17 protein-coding genes are annotated in these 17,905 nt (G+C 57.3%); 2 read left to right on the forward strand and 15 right to left on the reverse strand.

Translation table 11 applies throughout. The features are described 5' to 3' along the window. On the forward strand, window positions 1–907 hold a 907-nt coding region (locus ACSSVV_RS09600), incomplete at its 5' end, for a substrate-binding domain-containing protein (RefSeq protein WP_454106158.1). Further along, window positions 904–2,979: a diguanylate cyclase domain-containing protein gene (locus ACSSVV_RS09605; RefSeq protein ID WP_454106159.1), complete on the forward strand. Its 2,076-nt coding sequence runs from the start codon at window positions 904–906 to the stop codon at window positions 2,977–2,979. The genes ACSSVV_RS09600 and ACSSVV_RS09605, both read left to right, overlap by 4 nt. Window positions 2,980–2,987: 8 nt before the next feature. On the opposite strand, the gene ACSSVV_RS09610 is transcribed toward ACSSVV_RS09605, so the two are convergent. The 15 genes from ACSSVV_RS09610 to ACSSVV_RS09680 all read right to left on the reverse strand — a co-directional run bounded on the left by ACSSVV_RS09610 (window position 2,988) and on the right by ACSSVV_RS09680 (window position 17,893). Beyond that, window positions 2,988–3,752 (reverse strand): HAMP domain-containing protein, encoded by a 765-nt coding sequence (locus ACSSVV_RS09610; protein ID WP_023011877.1) that lies wholly within the window; start codon window positions 3,750–3,752, stop codon window positions 2,988–2,990. Beyond that, complete coding sequence (locus tag ACSSVV_RS09615; RefSeq protein WP_022992597.1) at window positions 3,749–5,695, reverse strand: EAL domain-containing protein; 1,947 nt, start codon at window positions 5,693–5,695, stop codon at window positions 3,749–3,751. The genes ACSSVV_RS09610 and ACSSVV_RS09615 overlap by 4 nt, the downstream gene beginning before the upstream one ends. Continuing rightward, the gene (locus tag ACSSVV_RS09620) at window positions 5,692–6,168 is read right to left on the reverse strand and encodes a molybdopterin-dependent oxidoreductase (RefSeq protein WP_223268740.1); all 477 of its coding nucleotides are present in this window, start codon (window positions 6,166–6,168) and stop codon (window positions 5,692–5,694) included. Before ACSSVV_RS09620 ends, ACSSVV_RS09615 begins: the two co-directional genes overlap by 4 nt. A 189-nt stretch (window positions 6,169–6,357) precedes the next feature. After that, on the reverse strand, window positions 6,358–8,190 hold the full coding sequence (glmS, locus tag ACSSVV_RS09625; RefSeq protein WP_023011880.1) for a glutamine--fructose-6-phosphate transaminase (isomerizing): 1,833 nt from the start codon (window positions 8,188–8,190) through the stop codon (window positions 6,358–6,360). A gap of 29 nt (window positions 8,191–8,219) precedes the next feature. Next, on the reverse strand, window positions 8,220–9,584 hold the full coding sequence (glmU, locus tag ACSSVV_RS09630) for a bifunctional UDP-N-acetylglucosamine diphosphorylase/glucosamine-1-phosphate N-acetyltransferase GlmU (protein WP_454106160.1): 1,365 nt from the start codon (window positions 9,582–9,584) through the stop codon (window positions 8,220–8,222). A 150-nt stretch (window positions 9,585–9,734) separates the two neighbouring features. Continuing rightward, the gene (locus tag ACSSVV_RS09635) at window positions 9,735–10,157 is read right to left on the reverse strand and encodes a F0F1 ATP synthase subunit epsilon (protein ID WP_014423136.1); all 423 of its coding nucleotides are present in this window, start codon (window positions 10,155–10,157) and stop codon (window positions 9,735–9,737) included. Window positions 10,158–10,195: 38 nt separating this feature from the next. Continuing rightward, window positions 10,196–11,590: a F0F1 ATP synthase subunit beta gene (gene atpD / locus ACSSVV_RS09640; protein WP_011787276.1), complete on the reverse strand. Its 1,395-nt coding sequence runs from the start codon at window positions 11,588–11,590 to the stop codon at window positions 10,196–10,198. Window positions 11,591–11,642: 52 nt separating this feature from the next. Beyond that, on the reverse strand, window positions 11,643–12,506 hold the full coding sequence (atpG, locus tag ACSSVV_RS09645; protein ID WP_011787277.1) for a F0F1 ATP synthase subunit gamma: 864 nt from the start codon (window positions 12,504–12,506) through the stop codon (window positions 11,643–11,645). A 70-nt stretch (window positions 12,507–12,576) separates the two neighbouring features. Further along, complete coding sequence (atpA, locus tag ACSSVV_RS09650; RefSeq protein ID WP_011787278.1) at window positions 12,577–14,121, reverse strand: F0F1 ATP synthase subunit alpha; 1,545 nt, start codon at window positions 14,119–14,121, stop codon at window positions 12,577–12,579. Between the two features lie 28 nt (window positions 14,122–14,149). Beyond that, window positions 14,150–14,686: a F0F1 ATP synthase subunit delta gene (locus ACSSVV_RS09655; protein WP_011787279.1), complete on the reverse strand. Its 537-nt coding sequence runs from the start codon at window positions 14,684–14,686 to the stop codon at window positions 14,150–14,152. A gap of 12 nt (window positions 14,687–14,698) precedes the next feature. Then, the gene (locus ACSSVV_RS09660) at window positions 14,699–15,169 is read right to left on the reverse strand and encodes a F0F1 ATP synthase subunit B (RefSeq protein ID WP_011787280.1); all 471 of its coding nucleotides are present in this window, start codon (window positions 15,167–15,169) and stop codon (window positions 14,699–14,701) included. An 86-nt stretch (window positions 15,170–15,255) separates the two neighbouring features. Further along, window positions 15,256–15,483, reverse strand: coding sequence for a F0F1 ATP synthase subunit C (gene atpE / locus ACSSVV_RS09665; protein ID WP_014423137.1), 228 nt, complete (start codon window positions 15,481–15,483; stop codon window positions 15,256–15,258). Window positions 15,484–15,537: 54 nt separating this feature from the next. Then, the gene (gene atpB / locus ACSSVV_RS09670; protein ID WP_141066692.1) at window positions 15,538–16,392 is read right to left on the reverse strand and encodes a F0F1 ATP synthase subunit A; all 855 of its coding nucleotides are present in this window, start codon (window positions 16,390–16,392) and stop codon (window positions 15,538–15,540) included. A 15-nt stretch (window positions 16,393–16,407) separates the two neighbouring features. After that, window positions 16,408–16,740, reverse strand: a complete 333-nt coding sequence (locus tag ACSSVV_RS09675; RefSeq protein ID WP_454106161.1) for an ATP synthase subunit I — start codon at window positions 16,738–16,740, stop codon at window positions 16,408–16,410. Between the two features lie 277 nt (window positions 16,741–17,017). Next, window positions 17,018–17,893 (reverse strand): ParB/RepB/Spo0J family partition protein, encoded by an 876-nt coding sequence (locus tag ACSSVV_RS09680; protein ID WP_023008489.1) that lies wholly within the window; start codon window positions 17,891–17,893, stop codon window positions 17,018–17,020. Window positions 17,894–17,905: the final 12 nt, after the last annotated feature.

Below are 17,905 nucleotides of genomic sequence, written 5' to 3' on the forward strand. Positions count from 1 at the left end.
TGGACGAAACGGGGAGATTTATGATGGATATTATACCCCGAAGTCAGGCCAACTCATTGCCTTTGTTCAGGTTTTTACTTTTGCAGGGGCGACTACTGAACTGGGCTATGAGTTATCGGTACACAGCGCCGACAACCTGTCCCGAGGAGAACTGGAAGCGACCGTTGCCGCGATTGACTCCGGCGTTGACGGCATCATCCTCTCCCCGACCCAATCCTCCGCCGCCGTCACGGTTCTCAAGCTTGCAGAACAAGCCGGTATTCCGGTGGTGATTTCAGATATTGGCGCCAAGTCGGACAACTATGTGAGCTATATCGAATCCGACAATGACCAGGGCGCCTACGATCTGGGCGAACTGTTGGTTGCCGCTCTGGACGAGAAGGGCTGGATGAACGGGACGGTGGGGATTGTCGCCATTCCCCAGAAGCGAGCCAACGGCAAGGCCCGGACCGAAGGCTTTCTGCGGGCCCTGGAGGAGCATGGTGTCAGCACCGCCGGCATCTACCAGCAAGCGGACTTTTCCTACCGCGAGACCTATGAATTCAGTCGACGTCTGATTCAGGACAATCCACAGCTCCGAGCCATCTGGTTACAGGGCTCCAATCGATACCGGGGCGCGCTGGATGCCATTTGGGAATCCGGCAAAACCGGCCAGATCCTGCTGATCTGCTTTGACGCCGAACCCGAGTTTCTGGCCATGATCCGTTCTGGCGACCTCGTGGCGGCCGGGATGCAGCAGCCATTCCTGATGGGCGAAACCGCCGTGGAGGCAATGCATCGGCACCTGTCGGGTGCATCGGTTGAAAAGGTCCAGCGGCTGCCGGTGTTACCGGTACATCGAGGTAATCTGGAGCAACTCCTGCCCACCATCCAGCGCAACGTTCTGGGTAACCGGTCGCAACCATGATGAAACAAGTGGCCGCAAACACCTCTGGTTACCCCTCGTTACTGGGCCGCACTACGTCTCTGGTAGTGGCCGTTATCGCGGGCGTATTTCTGTTGCATGCGGTGTATGTTTACAGCACCGCCCGGGCAGAGATTACGGCGGGCATCGAACAGGATGTCCACGAGAGTCTTGAACGTCTGAGCCGGAGCATTGCCCCATTTATCGAATCCTACTCAGTGCACGAATACGAAAGCCTGATTGCCACCGAGATGGCCCTGAAACAACACTTCGCGGTGATACTCGAAGACTATGAGATGGGCCGGATTCTCGGCCAGCCCTACTACCTGTATGGCCAACTGCGGCAACAGAACGGCCAATACAGATTGTTCCAGCAACGCACCCAACCGGTTCAGCATGAGCTTGCCCAGGCGTTTTACCAAGCCAGTGCGCCCATAGTGGGCGGCAACGATGAAGTACTGGGTACGATCCGGATCTACGCCTCCGATGACCTGCTGATGGCGAAGCTGGAGCGGGTAGTGCTTGAGGAACTGCTGACGGTTCTGGCTCTCGCGCTCACCCTGTCGGCTCTGCTCGGCACGGTGCTCCACCGTTCGGTTTTCCGGTCCATTGTCGCCATCGATGACGCGCTCAGAAACAAGGATGCCGAGGGTATTCCGCTTCAGCCCGTGCCTCCGTTCCAGTATCGGGAGCTGGCCGTGCTGAGTGATGGCATCAACACCATGCTCGAGTCCATCAAAGCCTCACGGGAGCAACTGAAGCTGGAACGAAGTCGGCTGGAGAACATTATCAGCGGGACCCGGTCGGGTACCTGGGCGTGGAATGTCCAGACGGGAGAAACCGTCTACAACAAACGCTGGGCCGAGATCGCAGGCTATACCCTGGAGGAACTGGCGCCGGTATCGATCGACACCTGGATGAACCTGGCGCATCCGGATGATCTGCAGCGCAGCGCCGAGCTGCTGGAGCGGCATTTCCGCGGCGAGCTGGCCTATTACGAATGTGAGGCCCGGATGCGACACAAGGACGGCCACTGGGTCTGGGTTCTCGACCGAGGCCAGGTGCAATCCTGGGATGACCAGGGCCAGCCCTTGCTTATGTACGGCACCCATCAGGACATTACGGAACGCAAGCGGGCGGAGGCCAGCCTGTCGATGGCAGCGGGTGTGTTTCGCCATGCCCGGGAAGGCATTGTACTGACCAGTGCACAGGGACGAATTCTGGACGTAAACGCCGCCTTCAGCGCGCTGACAGGATACGCCCGGGACCACGTTCTGGAGCAGTATTACGAGGATATCCTGGCCTCTGACCAGTACTCCCGGGATTTTCGGCATCAGGTGCTGGCATCGCTTGATGCCAAGGGAGTATGGAGTGGTGAGTACTGGATACGTTGCCAGAATGGCTCGTTGCTGCCCTCGCTGATGACCATCGCGGCGGTGCGCAGCCGGGAGGGAGAGGTGGAGCATTATGTCACGCTGTTCGCGGATATTTCCCATCTCAAACAGACCGAAGAACAGCTTCGTCATATTGCCCACTACGATCCTCTGACCGGCCTTCCCAACCGGCTGCTGCTGGGCGAGCGGCTTCAGCACGCAGTCGCCTCTACCCGCCGGCACGGGGATGTACTGGCCGTGGTGTTTCTGGATCTGGATGGCTTCAAGGCCGTTAACGACACCTATGGCCATGCCACCGGCGACGAACTCCTGGTCACACTGGCCCGGAGAATGAAAGGCATCCTGAGGGAATGCGACACCGTTGCACGACTGGGTGGGGATGAGTTTGTGGTATTGCTGCCGGAGCTTTCGTCCGGGCCTGACTGCAAAACCATCCTGTCCCGACTGCTGTCGGCATTGTCGGAGCCGGTCGAACTGCTCGAACGAACCGTTCAGGTCTCTGCCAGCCTTGGCGTCAGTTTTTATCCACAGGTGCCGGATATTGATGCCGAAGTACTGCTAAGGCAAGCCGACATCGCCATGTACCAGGCCAAACAAAGAGGCAAGAATCAGGTGCGGTTCTTCAACGGTCTGGACCACACAGACGACACCAAAGCTGTGCCGGCCGGAGATCAGGAATAGCTCTGCCTTCAACCTTTTCGGAGCTGTTCTGCCAGCTTGGTCTGCAGCAGCTTGTTCTGTACTTCAAGCTCATGAATGCGCGCGTCCCGCGTACTTTTCTCCCAGACCAACCGATCCGCAAGCTGATCAATCTCGGCAGCAATGTCGGATACCTCATCGGTTCCGTGGTCATCCAGGCGTTGCAGGTAATCCCCCTGGTTCACGGACTTCAGAAAACGACGAATCCGGCGTAGGCGCCGGACCAGGTAATGACCGGCAAGCATGGAGAACAGCGCGGCCGTCAGCACCTCAAGCCCGGCGATCATCACGCTGTTCCGCTTAGCTCCGGCCATGGCCCGTTTCTGGCCGGATAAATCCAGTCCGATTTCCACCGACCCATAACCCAGTCCCGCCTGGGTAATCACCGCCTTCGCCATGTAAAGGTCCGGAAGTGCTTCGGCTCTGCGGGAACGCTCGAACGGCTGCTTCAAGCTCTCGGGAGAGCCCGCTTCCACCAACAGCCGGCCCTCATAATCCAGAATACGGGCGAATTCGATGCCATCAGCACGCGCAGTGGCGCTGACCAGATCCTGCAGTCCCACTCGATTGCCAAGCAGCAGGTTATCAACGGCATTGGCTGCCAATACCCGGGCGATGGATTGAGCACGGCGATCCACCTCCTGGTGGATAGAGCCATCCATGAAGTGGAATACGGAGTACAACAGAACCACCAGTATCGCTACTTCAATGGTGCCGATACCAATGACCGCCTGGACTCGCAGTGACAGCTTCATACCCGGACCTCCGCAATTGCCCGAGCGGAATCCGGGGTGGGCCAGCGCGTTTTGGCATCCAGAAGCAAACCCAGATAGTCGTTGAATGACATCGGCTTGTGAGCGTAGTAGCCCTGCACCAGAACATCCCCGAATGACTCCACTTGCTGCCATTGGGACTCGTTCTCCACCCCCTCAATCACGCTCTTCATGAACGCCTGGTTGGCCATCGACACAATGGATGCCAGGAACCTGGCTTTGTTGGCATCCAGCTCAATGCCCTCAACGAAGCAACGGTCGATCTTCAGCCTGTCGACCTTGAGCTCCCGGACGTATTCCAGGGACGAGTGGCCGGTGCCGAAATCGTCCAGGGCAAAGGTAATGCCGAGACCATGCAACGCTTCAATCACATCATTGATGTTGCCAAACTCCAGAGCCGCGTTGTCCTCGGTAATCTCCATGCATAAGGCCGCCGCGGGGATACCGGGCTCGAGCAGTAGCCGTTCAACGTTTCCGATCAGCTTCATGGACAACATGGCTGGGTTGAGGTTGATCGAGAGGTTGCCGGTATACCGGAGCCCGGAATACAGCTGCCGGGTTTCCGCGGCAACCCTGCGGAACAGCCAACAACCCAGCTGTTCCCCCAGACCATAGCGCTCGCAGAGCTCTACCACGCGATTGGGCGGGATGAATCCCAGGCTGTCGTGTTCGCAGCGCAACAGGACTTCGGCCCCGGTTACAAGGTTCACGTCGGACGCACTGACGATGGGCTGATAGACCAGCCGGAGTATCAACGTACCAGGTTCCTCATTAAACAGGCTGAGCAGACCTGCGTGAATCTGGCGTTCTTCCAGTATCCGCCGGCGCAGAGCTTCTCCGTCAATGAAATAGGACTGGTTTTCCTCCGAGGCCTGGACCAATGCACGATGCGCCTGCTGATAGCGGATCTGCCAGTCACCTGCTTTTCCGGCGCAGGGCGGCGCCACGCCGAAAACGGCTGAGGCATGCCAGACGGAATCGCCAATCCGCCAGTCAAAGCGGGTCGCAGACACCAGCTGGTAGACCGAAGACTCAACGAACTCGGGCTCCAGGGGCGCCAGTAGAATCACAAACTCACTGGCCGACACCTGGATGAGCTGATCATCAGACGACAATTCGCGCTGGAGTTTACGAGCAAATGCCTGGGTAAGCGAAGTTGCGCCCTCCTGGCCATATTCACTGAGCACCAGCGTGTATTTCTGAATGGCGCAGGTAATGATGCTGACGCGAGGGTCCACGCCTCCGAGGGAATGCAAATAATGGCTGTTGGGCAACCCGGTGACCGGATCGGTCTTTGACTGCTTACGCAGGAATGCCATTCCCAGCGCCAGATAGCCGAAAACTACCGCCAAGGCGACCAGTGTCAGTATCCGGAGCTTGGCCAGCCTGTCCCGGGAGGCTTCCACGCTGCTCATCAACCGACTGGTTTCATCGCCCACAAAGTTATCGGTAACCAGCTGCATAACGTCCTGCCACTGCCGATGCCATGCCGCCATGGCGTCAGACCAGCCGGTAGGGTCTCCGGCGAGGCGTCGGGTAAGAGGGTCCTCCAGCGCCTGCAAACGGGTGAACAGATCCTGCAGGCGAGCCGCATTGTTGTCGTGTTCTCGGGTGGGCGCAGACTCCTTGCTGGTCAGGAGGTAATCGTAGCGGCTCCAGAGAACGTCGTACCTCAGGGTAACCTGAGCAGGCTCGCCGACACCGCGATCAAGCAGCGACAACTCCCTATCCAGGGCGCTTGCTTCGCTGCCGAGACGAACCAGGTTCCACGACGCCATTCTCAGGGCACTGAGCGAGACACTCTGCAGTTTGCGATCCTGGAGATAGGTGTAAAAACTGGCGGACAGCAAGACACCCACCACGGAGAACAACAGGACCACGGTGATGCGGGAGAAGAGTCCCGCCAGAACAGATTGGCTGTTCATTCCTGCGTGAGTTCAATCCGGTTGAGCTGCCAGACCATGTAACGGTGGAAATCCTCACTGTCCAGCTCAGGCCGCTCCGATAACGGCAACATGATCCAGTAGGGACCACGCTGGCGGATGCTCATCGGCTCGCCGTTCTGGCGGGTGGACACAATGGCGTCCAGGCTCATCAGTTCCTTCATGGACCCTGACACCTTGTAGCCATTCAGAGCCACCAGAGTGACCTCGTTGGCCCCGGTGCTGCCAAAATGCTCGATGACCCTTGCCAGCGTTGGGCCGGAGAACTCGGCGGTACCGTCGTAGTAAGGACTGGTGGTCTCGATGACTGACTGTGGAAAACTCTCCAACAGTGCCCGATCCAGCACCAGAGTCTCCTTTCCATCGGTAATTTCGAGCGTCTGGGCAGAGGCCGAGCCGAAGGTAATGAGGAGGAGAATGGCCAGGCCTAACATTGATCGGAGACGATCATTCATCGGAAACACCCATCCTGTTGATCATAATTTGGACAGGCATCATAGTGGCGGGCGCGATTTTCAGCCAGTACCACTTGGTTACACAGTGCATCTAATTTGTGAAATCGTTTAAAACACCGAGAGAACGAAAAAAGCCCGCTGGCTGATGCGCGCAACGGGCTTTTCAAACACCTGGAAGGGAAAGACCGGTTATTCCACCGTCACACTCTTGGCCAGGTTCCGCGGCTGGTCCACATCCGTACCCTTCAACACCGCCACGTGATAAGACAGCAACTGCAGCGGTACGGTGTACACGATGGGCGCGGTGATCTCGTGCACGGACGGCAGTTGCATCACGTGGATGCCTTCTTCCGGCTTCACGTCCGCCGCCTTGTCGGCAAACACGAACAGCTCACCGCCACGGGCGCGAACTTCCTCCAGATTGGATTTCAGCTTTTCCACCAGGTCGTTGTTCGGTGCCACCGTGACTACCGGCATTTCACTGTCCACCAAGGCTAGCGGACCGTGTTTGAGCTCGCCGGCGGGATAGGCCTCGGCGTGGATGTAAGAGATTTCCTTGAGCTTGAGGGCCCCTTCCATCGCCACCGGGAACTGGGAACCGCGGCCCAGGAACAGGCTGTGGTTCTTGTCCATAAACGCCTTGGACATCTCTTCAATGTCGGCATCCAGGGCGAGGATATCACTCACCTGCTTGGGCAACTGATGAATGGCGGCAACGATGTCTGCCTCTTTCTCTTCACTCAGGCCATTATGGCGCGCCAGCGCCAGGGTGAAGATCAGCAAGGCGGTCAGCTGGGTGGTGAACGCCTTGGTCGACGCCACACCAATTTCCGGACCGGCCTGGGTCATGATGACCAGATCGGATTCCCGCACCAGCGAGCTGCCCGGCACGTTGCAGATGGCCAGAGCCGCGCGGAAGCCAGCCTGTTTGGCCTGACGCAATGCCGCCAGAGTGTCGGCGGTTTCACCGGACTGGGAAATGCACAGGAACAGGGTGTCGGGCTGAATCACGTGTTTGCGGTAGCGGAACTCGGAAGCGACTTCCACCGAACAAGGCACGCCGGCCAGTTCCTCAATCCAGTAGCGGGCCACCATGCCGGCATGGTACGAAGTGCCACAGGCGATGATCTGCACGTGACGGACGTTATCCAGCAGGTTGGCCGCATCGGTTCCCAAGGCTTGCTCCAGGACCCGGCTGTCGGTGATCCGGCCTTCCATGGTGGCCTTGATCACTTTCGGTTGCTCGTAGATTTCCTTGAGCATGAAGTGGCGGTATTCACCTTTGTCCGCAGAGTCAGCACCGTGTTCAAAACGGGTAATGGTCCGCTCCACCGGCTGACCACTGCGATCGTGGATGCGGATGTTGTCCTTGCGGATATCGGCGATATCGCCCTCTTCCAGGAACATGAAGCGGTCGGTCACCGGCAACAGGGCCAGCTGGTCAGACGCGATGAAATTCTCGCCAATACCGACGCCAACCACCAGAGGGCTGCCCTCGCGACAGACCACCAGGTGATCCGGCTCATCGGCATGAACAACGGCCAGGGCGTAGGCACCGCGCAGACGCTGAATGGCCGCCTTTACCGCCTCGTAGAGTTTGCCCTGTTCACGGAAGTATTTCTCGATCAGATGCGCGACCACCTCGGTATCGGTCTGGGAGGTGAACTCAAAACCCTCGGCCCTGAGTTCATCCCGTAGTTCCTGGTAGTTCTCGATGATGCCGTTATGGACGATGGCCAGCCGCTCGCCGGACATATGGGGATGGGCGTTTACCTGAGAGGGCTCGCCGTGGGTGGCCCAGCGAGTGTGGGCGATACCCAGGTGACCAGCCAGGGGGTTTGCTTCAATGGCATCAGCCAGGGCCGCCACCTTGCCAACTTCCCGGGCTCGCTGCACCAGGTGCTGGCCATTGATGACGGCCATGCCGGCGGAGTCGTACCCCCGGTATTCCAGGCGGCGCAGGCCCTCCAGCAGAATACCCTGGACATCCCGTTCAGATACCGCTCCTACAATCCCACACATGCTGTTATCACCTGTTCGTTAATCGTTGGTTACGCTTTTTTCGGCCGTTCCCAGCCGGCGATGTTGCGCTGTTTGCCACGGGCCACCGCCAGTTCCCCTTCGCTGATATCGCGGGTAATGGTCGAGCCAGCACCAATGGTGGCCTGTTCCGCTACGTTCACCGGGGCGACCAGTGAGGTATTGGAGCCGACAAATACCCCGTCACCCAATACCGTCTGGTGTTTGTTCACACCATCATAATTGCAGGTGATGGTACCTGCACCCACATTCACATTACGGCCCAGTGAGGCATCACCAACGTAACTGAGGTGATTGATCTTGCTGCCCTCACCCACCACGGCCTTCTTGGTTTCGACAAAATTACCAACCTTGGTGTTGGCGGCCAGTTCAGTGCCCGGGCGCAGACGTGCGAATGGCCCGATCTGGGCGTTGGCACCCACTACTGCACCTTCAATCACGCTGTTGGCCTTGATCTCCGCACCGTCGGCGATAGTGGCATCTTTGATCACACAGTTGGGTCCGATCACAACGTTGTTGCCGAGGCTCACCCGGCCTTCAAAGACCGCGTTTACGTCTATCCACAGGTCGTTGCCAATGATGAGCTCACCGCGGACCTCAATGCGGGCCGGGTCCGCCAGGGATGCACCCTCGGTCATCAAACGCTCGGCTTGCTGACGCTGGTACCAGCGCTCCAGTTCCGCCAGTTGCAGGCGGTTGTTCACGCCCTGAACCTCAAACGGATTCAGCGGCTGGGAAACCGTCACTGACAAGCCGTGGTCCACCGCCATCGCGATAATGTCAGTCAGATAATACTCGCCCTGGGCGTTGCTGTTGGACAGAGCGGGCAGCCATTGCTTCAGCTGACGGGCGGATACCGCGAGAATGCCGGTGTTCACTTCCTGAATCTGCTGCTGTTCAGCGGTCGCGTCTTTCTGCTCAACGATGGCCTGAACCAGGCCTTGTTCGTTGCGAACGATCCGGCCATAACCGTGGGGGTTATCCATATCCACCGTCAGCAAAGCCAGATTCCGTTCGTCCAGGTCGGCGACCATGGTTTCCAGGGTATCTTTGCGAGTCAGAGGGACGTCACCGTACAACACCAGCACCCGGGCATCATCCGGCAGTGCCGGCAGTGCCTGGGCCACGGCGTGGCCGGTGCCCAGCTGTTCGGTCTGCAACACCCAGTTCACCGAGTCGTCTTCCAGTGACGCCCGAACCTGATCGGCTCCGTGACCAATCACCGTGTGAATTTTCTCCGCGCCCAGTTGTTTTGCGGTATCAACCACATGGTGCAGCATGGCTTTACCCGCCACCGGATGCAGTACCTTGGGCAGGGAGGATTTCATGCGGGAGCCCTGGCCTGCAGCCAGGATCACAACGTGTAACGGGCTCATGGGGCAATCAGCTCCGGTATTCAAAACGTCCATAAATGAAAAAACCGCGTCCCGGTGGAATCGCCGACACTCCGTTTCCGGAATACCGGGCCCTCCACCTGAGGATGCGGTTCACTGTCAGGCCAGTCCGGGCGCTGACACAGGCTCTGCTTAACGCAGGTGCTTGCGCAGCTTCTGGATGGTGCGCAGCTGAGCGGCAGCTTCGGCCAGCTCGGCAGCAGCACGCGAGTACTCGAACTCGCCTGTCTTGTTCGCCAGTGCCTTCTCGGCTTGCTTCTGGGCTTCCAGGGCCGCTGCTTCGTCCACATCCTTTGCACGAACGGCGGTGTCGGCCATCAGGGTAACCAGATTGGGCTGTACTTCCAGGTAACCACCGGATACGTACAGAATCTCCTCACTGCCACCCTGCTTGATGATCCGCACTGCGCCGGGCTTCAGCTCGGTCAGTAGCGGAGCATGGCCATACTGGATGCCAAGCTCACCTTCGGTACCGGTGGCGATCAGCATCTCCACCAGGCCCGAATAGATTTTTTCCTCGGCACTTACGACGTCACAATGTACGGTCATAGCCATTTCATACGCCTCTTGGGTCAGAAAGGAAAAAAGGTGTCTTACTTACCTTCCTTCTCTTTCATTGCCTTAGCTTTCTCAATCGCTTCTTCGATGCCGCCGCACATGTAGAACGCCTGCTCCGGCATGTCGTCGTAGTCACCGTTGAGAATGCCTTCGAAGCTCGCGATGGTCTCTTTCAGAGACACGTACTTACCTGGAGAACCGGTAAATACTTCAGCAACGTGGAACGGCTGCGACAGGAAACGCTCAATCTTACGGGCGCGGGATACGATCAGCTTGTCGTCTTCAGACAGCTCGTCCATACCCAGGATCGCGATGATGTCTTTCAGTTCCTTGTAGCGCTGCAGAACGTTCTGAACACCACGGGCAACGTTGTAGTGCTGCTCACCAATCACCAGCGGATCCAGCTGACGGGAGGTGGAGTCGAGCGGATCGATCGCCGGGTAGATACCCTTGGAAGCGATGTCACGGCTCAGTACCACGGTCGCGTCAAGGTGCGAGAAGGTGGTGGCCGGAGACGGGTCAGTCAAGTCATCCGCCGGTACGTAGACCGCCTGGATAGAAGTGATGGAACCGGTCTTGGTAGAGGTGATACGCTCCTGCAGCTGACCCATCTCTTCCGCCAGGGTCGGCTGGTAACCTACCGCAGAAGGCATACGACCCAGCAGTGCAGATACCTCAGTACCGGCCAGGGTGTAACGGTAGATGTTGTCAACGAACAGCAGTACGTCACGGCCTTCGTCACGGAACTTCTCAGCCATGGTGAGACCGGTCAGGGCCACACGCAGACGGTTTCCAGGGGGCTCGTTCATCTGGCCGTAAACCATGGCAACCTTATCGAGAACGTTGGACTCCTTCATTTCGTAGTAGAAGTCGTTACCTTCCCGGGTCCGCTCACCAACACCTGCGAATACGGAGAGACCGGAGTGCTCTTTCGCGATGTTGTTGATCAGTTCCATCATGTTTACGGTCTTGCCTACGCCGGCACCACCGAACAGACCAACCTTACCACCCTTGGCGAACGGGCAGATCAGGTCGATAACCTTGATGCCGGTTTCCAGCAGGTCGGCAGACGCTGCCTGATCGGCATAGCCCGGTGCTTTGCGGTGGATAGCCCAGCGCTCTTCTTCGCCGATGTCGCCCTGTTCGTCGATGGGACGACCCAGAACGTCCATGATCCGGCCCAGAGTCTGTGTACCCACAGGTACAGAGATCGGCTTGCCGGTGTTTTCTGCTTTCAGCCCACGCTTCAGGCCCTCAGTGCTGCCCATGGCGATGGTACGAACAATGCCGTCACCCAGCTGCTGCTGGACTTCCAGAGTTGTTTCGCCACCTTCAAGCAGCAGTGCGTCGTAAACGCTTGGAACGGAGTCACGTGGAAATTCCACGTCGATAACCGCGCCAATGATCTGAACGATGTGTCCGCTACTCATGCTCGGTTCCTCGTTATCTTGATAGTCAATAAAACCAGTAGGTCTGTGAGCGTTAACCAACAGATGCCGCGCCGCTCACAATCTCCGAAATCTCTTGTGTGATCGCTGCCTGACGGGCCTTGTTGTAGGCCAGTTGAAGCTCGTCAATGATGCTGCCAGCGTTATCTGTCGCGCTCTTCATGGCAATCATCCGGGCAGCCTGCTCACAGGCCAGATTTTCTACCACACCCTGATACACCTGGGATTCGATATAACGTGGCATCAGCCCGTCAAGGATCGGACGGGAATCCGGCTCGTAGATGTAATCCCACTGGTGACCGATTTCTTCATCATCGCCTTCCGGCAGCGGCAGCAACTGCAGCGCCTTCGGGCTCTGGGTCATGGTGTTGACGAATTCGTTGCTGATCAGGAACAGGCGGTCGATCTTGCCTTCCACGAACGAATCCAGCATCACCTTGACGCTACCGATCAGCTGATCTGCACTCGGGCTATCGCCCAGGTGCGTCACGGCTGCCACCACGTTCCCGCCGTAGTTGCGGAAGAAGGAGGCACCCTTCTGGCCAATAGCGCAGATATCGGTCTCAATACCTTGTTGTTTCCATTCACGCATTTCTCTGACGAGCAGCTTGAACGCGTTGGTGTTCAGACCACCGCAAAGACCGCGATCAGAGGAGACCACAATGTAGCCTACCCGCTTGACCTCGCGCTCCTGCATGAACGGATGGCGGTAATCCTTGTTGGACTTCGCAATGTGTCCGATTACCTGGCGCATCTTTTCAGCGTACGGGCGAGTTGCCTGCATACGCTCCTGAGCCTTACGCATCTTGCTCGCGGCTACCATTTCCATGGCAGACGTGATCTTCTGCGTGCTCTTGATGCTTCCGATCTGGTTACGTATTTCTTTTCCGACGGCCATATGTCACTGCCTTTTCAAGTTAGACACTCAAATGGACCAGCAGGCCCGCACAACGGCGGGCCTTTTGGATTTACCAGCTCTGAGTGGTCTTGAATTTCTCCAGAGCAGCTTTGAGGCCGGCAGTGATGTCGTCGTTGAAGTTACCTTCAGGGCCGATCTTGTCCAGAAGTTCCTTCTGCTCGGACCGCATCCAGTCCAGCAGTTGGGCTTCGAACTTCACAACCTTGTTGACATCCACATCGTCCAGGAAGCCTTCGTTCGCTGCGAACAGTACGGTACCCATTTCCGCAACGGTCATCGGGCTGTACTGGTTCTGCTTCATCAGCTCGGTGACGCGCTGACCATGCTCCAGCTGCTTACGAGTTGCTTCGTCGAGGTCAGAAGCGAACTGGGCAAACGCCGCCAGTTCCCGGTACTGGGCCAGGGCCAGACGGATGTTACCGCCGAGCTTCTTCATGATCTTGGTCTGGGCTGCACCACCTACCCGGGATACAGAGATACCGGCGTTCATGGCCGGACGGATACCGGAGTTGAACAGGTTGGTTTCCAGGAAGATCTGACCATCGGTAATGGAAATTACGTTGGTCGGTACGAACGCAGACACGTCACCAGCCTGAGTCTCGATGATCGGCAGCGCGGTCAGGGAACCGGTCTTGCCTTTCACTTCGCCGTTGGTGAACTGCTCAACGTAGTCAGCATTTACACGGGACGCACGCTCCAGCAGGCGGGAGTGCAGGTAGAAAACGTCACCCGGGAATGCTTCACGTCCTGGCGGACGACGCAGCAGCAGGGAGATCTGACGGTAGGCAACGGCCTGTTTGGACAGGTCATCGTATACGATCAGGGCGTCTTCACCGCGGTCGCGGAAGAACTCACCCATGGAAGTACCGGCGTACGGAGCCAGGAACTGCATGGCGGCCGGATCGGCGGCGCCAGCAGCAACCACGATGGTGTGGTCCATGGCACCGTGCTCTTCCAGCTTGCGCACAACGGCGGCAATGGAAGACTGCTTCTGGCCAACGGCAACGTAGATACACTTGATGCCGGTGTGCTTCTGGTTGATGATCGCGTCGATGGCAACCGCGGTCTTACCGATCTGACGGTCACCGATGATCAGCTCACGCTGGCCGCGGCCGATGGGAACCATGGTATCGATGGCTTTCAGACCAGTCTGTACCGGCTCGTCAACGGACTGACGGGCGATAACGCCCGGTGCAACCTTCTCGACCGGGGAGGTCAGGCTGTTGCCCAGCTCGCCCTTACCGTCGATGGGGTTACCCAGGGAGTCAACCACACGGCCCAGCAGTTCGTTACCAACGGGTACTTCCAGGATACGACCAGTACAACGTACCTTCTGGCCTTCGGCCAGACCTTCGTAGTCACCCAGAACAACCGCACCAACAGAATCACGCTCCAGGTTCAGCGCCATGCCGTATGTGCCGTTGGCAAATTCAATCATCTCGCCGTACATAACGTCGGCCAGACCGTGGATCAGCACGATACCGTCAGATACAGACAGGATCGTACCTTCGTTTTTTGCTTCGGAAGAGATGTCGAGTTTCTCGATTCTCTTCTTGATGATGTCACTGATCTCGGATGGATTCAGTTGCTGCATGCCTTTGTCCTCAAACCTTGTGCTGAAATCAGGAGCCCAGAGCCCTGGCCATTCTGGCCAGTTTGCCACGGACTGAAGCGTCGATAACCAGGTCGCCTGTTCGTACGATCACGCCACCGATCAGGGACTGATCCACGGTGGTCTCGAGTTCGACCTTGCGCTCCAGCTTTTTGGACAGTGCGTCGATCAGTTTCTGCTGCTCGTCTGCAGACAAGTCGAATGCGGTATCGATTGTCAGGTGTACAGACTTCTCGAGGTCTGCACGATACAAACGGAACAGAGCAGAAATCTCCGGCAGCAGGGCCAGACGCTTGTTTTCAGCAAGAATCAACAGGAAGTTTCTGAGTGCTTCAGGCAGCGGCTCTTCAAAACACTCTGCGAAGAGTTCCGCCTTGCGTTGCTCAGACAGGCCGGGGTTGGCCAGGATGTTCTTTACCTCTTGGTCAGCCGCAACCTGAGCGGCAAAAGCCAGAGCCTGATCCCATTGATCAACGGCGTTCTGGTCCTGCGCGGCATCAAAAACGGCCTTCGCGTAGGGTCGGGCTAACGTTGTAAGTTCTGCCATGATGACCCTCGTTTAGAGTTCTGCGGCCAGCTTTTCCAGCATCTCGCTGTGAGCTTTGGCGTCTACAGAGGTTTCCAGAATCTTCTCGGCACCGGCAACGGCCAGGGTGGCCACTTCTGCTCTGAGTGCGTCGCGAGCCTGAACACGCTCCTGTTGAATTTCCGCCCTGGCCTGCTCAATAAGCTTTTCGCCTTCTTTGCGGGCATCCTCTTTGGAGGCTTCCACAATCTGGGCGGCACGCTTGTTGGCCTGGTCAATCAGGGCTGCAGCTTCTTCTTTCGCCTTTTGCAGTTCTTTGGTGGCTTTTTCCTGGGCCAGTTCGAGATCGAGTGATGCCCGATCGGCCGCGGATAGGCCATCTGCAATTTTCTTCTGGCGCGCTTCCATGGCTGCCGTAATCGGCGGCCATACATATTTGACGCAGAACCAGACGAAAATAGCGAAGGCAATCGATTGCCCTATCAACGTAAGGTTTATATTCACGGCGATATACCTCTTGCTATTCGTTGCGTCCTGGTTTCCGGAAGGAGGGGCGCGACCTCAGCCGGCGCCCACAGCTCTCGGTTTAATTAACCAGCAACAACGAAGATCAGGTACATCGCGATACCAACACCGATCATGGGAACCGCGTCAAGCAGACCAGCCATGATGAAGGCTTTGGTTTGCAGTTGGTTGGCCATTTCCGGCTGACGGGCAGTGGACTCAAGCAGTTTGCCGCCCAGCAGACCGAAACCGATACCAGCGCCCAGAGCGCCCAGACCGATGATCAACGCAGCTGCGATAAATACCATTTCCATTGAAGACTCCTCAGTTTTTTCAGATAGTTAAGGGTTTGTTTATTTAAGGGTTAATCAGTGATCTTCGTGTGCCGCGCTGAGGTAAACCACAGTAAGCACCGTAAAAATAAAGGCCTGAAGCGGAATAACCAGAATGTGGAAGATCGCCCAGGGAACGTTCAACGTCCACTGAACCCACAGCGGCAACAGCGCAATCAGGATAAAGACAACTTCACCAGCGTACATGTTACCGAACAGACGCAGCGCCAGACTGATCGGCTTGATGATCAGCGCCAGGATCTCCAGCAGCAGGTTGAACGGGATCATGATCCAGTGATTGAACGGGTTAAAGGCGAGCTCTTTGGTAAAGCCACCCACGCCTTTCACCTTGAAGCTGTAGAACAGAATCAGCAGGAACACACCGATGGAGATACCGAAGGTACCATTGGGATCGGTGGTCGGAACAATCTTGAAGTAACCAAGCCCCAACGCGTGGGCGATAGACGGAATGTAGTCGATCGGGATCAGCTTCAGGACGTTCATCAGAAGGATCCAGACGAAAATCGTCAGCGCCAGCGGGGCAATCAACGGATTCTTGCCGTGGAAGACATCGCGCACAATGCCCTGAACGAACTCAAAGGTCATTTCGACCAGGTTCTGCAATCCGGTCGGTGTGCCTTCGGTAACCCGGTTGGCCACAAAGCGGAACAAACCGAGGAACAGAATACCCATGGCGATAGACCAGCCGAGGGTATCGACATGGACAGCCATGAAGCCCATGTCCGCGGCTTCCTGGCCGGTACGTGCGAAGGTCCAGGTGGCCTCCTGCACGACACTGCCATCCGCGCGCTCATAGCCTTCCGGGAGCTTGCCATAGGTAAGGTTGGTGAGGTGGTGTTTTATATACTCTACTGGGGTATCAGCTGCCATACTGCTCTCGTCCAGTCATCGCTGTGGTCGCGGCCGGATGAGCCAGCGCAATGCCGTACCCAACACAACCATCACAGCAAAAGTGAATAACAGAGCCGGTACGTGGACTGGCTCCATTAAAGTGAAAACGGCCGCAAAAAACACTGCGGTAAGGGCCAGCTTGATGCTTTCAGCCCTGAATATGTTGCTCACTGCCAGGTGCATCTGTCGGGCACCCTGATATCGATACGCGCGGTGAGCAAAGTACGCGTTTGGTATGACAAAAATAAGACCGCCAACAAGTGCGGAATACCCGGCCAAACGACTTTCCAACAGCCACAACAGGCTCAGAATCAGCAGAACCGCCATCTCTATAATCAACCACTTGCCAAGTGGTACGTACGTGATGGCTCTCGAAGAACGGTTCATATCACCAGCTGTCATTCCAAGCGCGCGGAATTATATGTGTTAACCGATAGGTGTTCAACATAACCGCACGGAAAAATTGGCGAAAAAGTGAGCAGGTTTTGCCGCCGAAACCTGAAGTTTTACACAGGTTGTGTTGCTCATCGATCACCACAACCACATGTGGTGTTTCCGGCACCAGACGGGACTTTAGGATGATTTTCAGGTTTTATCGGGCCGATTAACGGATGTGGCCCAGAATGCCGTCAAGCTCGTCCAGTGAACTGTACTCAATCACCAGCTTGCCTTTGCCCCGTTTACCATGATTGATCGCCACCCGGGCACCGAGCCGGTCAGACAGATCGTCCTGCAAGGCCCGGATGTTCGGATCCAGAGCCGGCTTGGCGCTGGCTTTGTCTTCCGGTTTTTCCTGCTGAACCCGGCGCACCAGGGCTTCAGTCTGGCGTACCGACAGCGATTTGGCGACCACCTGACGGGCCACCTGCATCTGCTGCTCCGGTGGCAGGGTAAGCATGGCACGGCCGTGGCCCATTTCCAGATCACCATGCTCCAGCATTACCCTTACGTCTTCGGTCAGGCCGATCAACCGTAACAGGTTGGTGATCGTCGTTCGGGACTTGCCCACCGCCTCGGCCACCTGAGCCTGGGTCAGGCCGAACTCGTCCTGCAGGCGCTGCAGGGCGAAGGCTTCTTCAATAGGGTTCAGGTTTTCGCGCTGGATGTTCTCGATCAGCGCCATCGCAATGGCGGCTTCATCCGGGACATCGCGGATAATAGCAGGAATACGGTCCAGTTCTGCCAGCTGGGTGGCACGCCAGCGGCGCTCACCGGCAATCAGTTCATAACGGCCTTCCGACACCGGACGCACCACGACCGGCTGCATCACGCCCTGCTGACGAATGGAGTCTGCCAGTTCCTGCAGAGCGGCGGGGTCCATATCCCGGCGCGGCTGATAACGACCACGCTGGATCAGGTCGACCGGGATCTCACGCAGTTCACCATCGTGATCACTGATCTCCTGATTGAGATTCACCTTCGAGCCCTGGAGCAGTGCCCCCAGTCCCCGTTCGCCCAAGCCTCGCTTCTTCGCCGCCATGGTGGTTGTCAT

Source organism: Marinobacter sp. MBR-105 (assembly GCF_053628895.1).

What these genes read in the sequence shown, in the direction of transcription:
- ACSSVV_RS09605 (WP_454106159.1), top strand. Translation starts at nt 904, where the DNA reads ATGATGAAACAAGTGGCCGCAAACACCTCTGGTTACCCCTCGTTACTG.
- ACSSVV_RS09610 (WP_023011877.1), bottom strand. Translation starts at nt 3,752, where the DNA reads ATGAAGCTGTCACTGCGAGTCCAGGCGGTCATTGGTATCGGCACCATT.
- ACSSVV_RS09615 (WP_022992597.1), bottom strand. Translation starts at nt 5,695, where the DNA reads ATGAACAGCCAATCTGTTCTGGCGGGACTCTTCTCCCGCATCACCGTG.
- ACSSVV_RS09620 (WP_223268740.1), bottom strand. Translation starts at nt 6,168, where the DNA reads ATGAATGATCGTCTCCGATCAATGTTAGGCCTGGCCATTCTCCTCCTC.
- glmS (WP_023011880.1), bottom strand. Translation starts at nt 8,190, where the DNA reads ATGTGTGGGATTGTAGGAGCGGTATCTGAACGGGATGTCCAGGGTATT.
- glmU (WP_454106160.1), bottom strand. Translation starts at nt 9,584, where the DNA reads ATGAGCCCGTTACACGTTGTGATCCTGGCTGCAGGCCAGGGCTCCCGC.
- ACSSVV_RS09635 (WP_014423136.1), bottom strand. Translation starts at nt 10,157, where the DNA reads ATGGCTATGACCGTACATTGTGACGTCGTAAGTGCCGAGGAAAAAATC.
- atpD (WP_011787276.1), bottom strand. Translation starts at nt 11,590, where the DNA reads ATGAGTAGCGGACACATCGTTCAGATCATTGGCGCGGTTATCGACGTG.
- atpG (WP_011787277.1), bottom strand. Translation starts at nt 12,506, where the DNA reads ATGGCCGTCGGAAAAGAAATACGTAACCAGATCGGAAGCATCAAGAGC.
- atpA (WP_011787278.1), bottom strand. Translation starts at nt 14,121, where the DNA reads ATGCAGCAACTGAATCCATCCGAGATCAGTGACATCATCAAGAAGAGA.
- ACSSVV_RS09655 (WP_011787279.1), bottom strand. Translation starts at nt 14,686, where the DNA reads ATGGCAGAACTTACAACGTTAGCCCGACCCTACGCGAAGGCCGTTTTT.
- atpE (WP_014423137.1), bottom strand. Translation starts at nt 15,483, where the DNA reads ATGGAAATGGTATTTATCGCAGCTGCGTTGATCATCGGTCTGGGCGCT.
- atpB (WP_141066692.1), bottom strand. Translation starts at nt 16,392, where the DNA reads ATGGCAGCTGATACCCCAGTAGAGTATATAAAACACCACCTCACCAAC.
- ACSSVV_RS09675 (WP_454106161.1), bottom strand. Translation starts at nt 16,740, where the DNA reads ATGGCGGTTCTGCTGATTCTGAGCCTGTTGTGGCTGTTGGAAAGTCGT.
- ACSSVV_RS09680 (WP_023008489.1), bottom strand. Translation starts at nt 17,893, where the DNA reads ATGGCGGCGAAGAAGCGAGGCTTGGGCGAACGGGGACTGGGGGCACTG.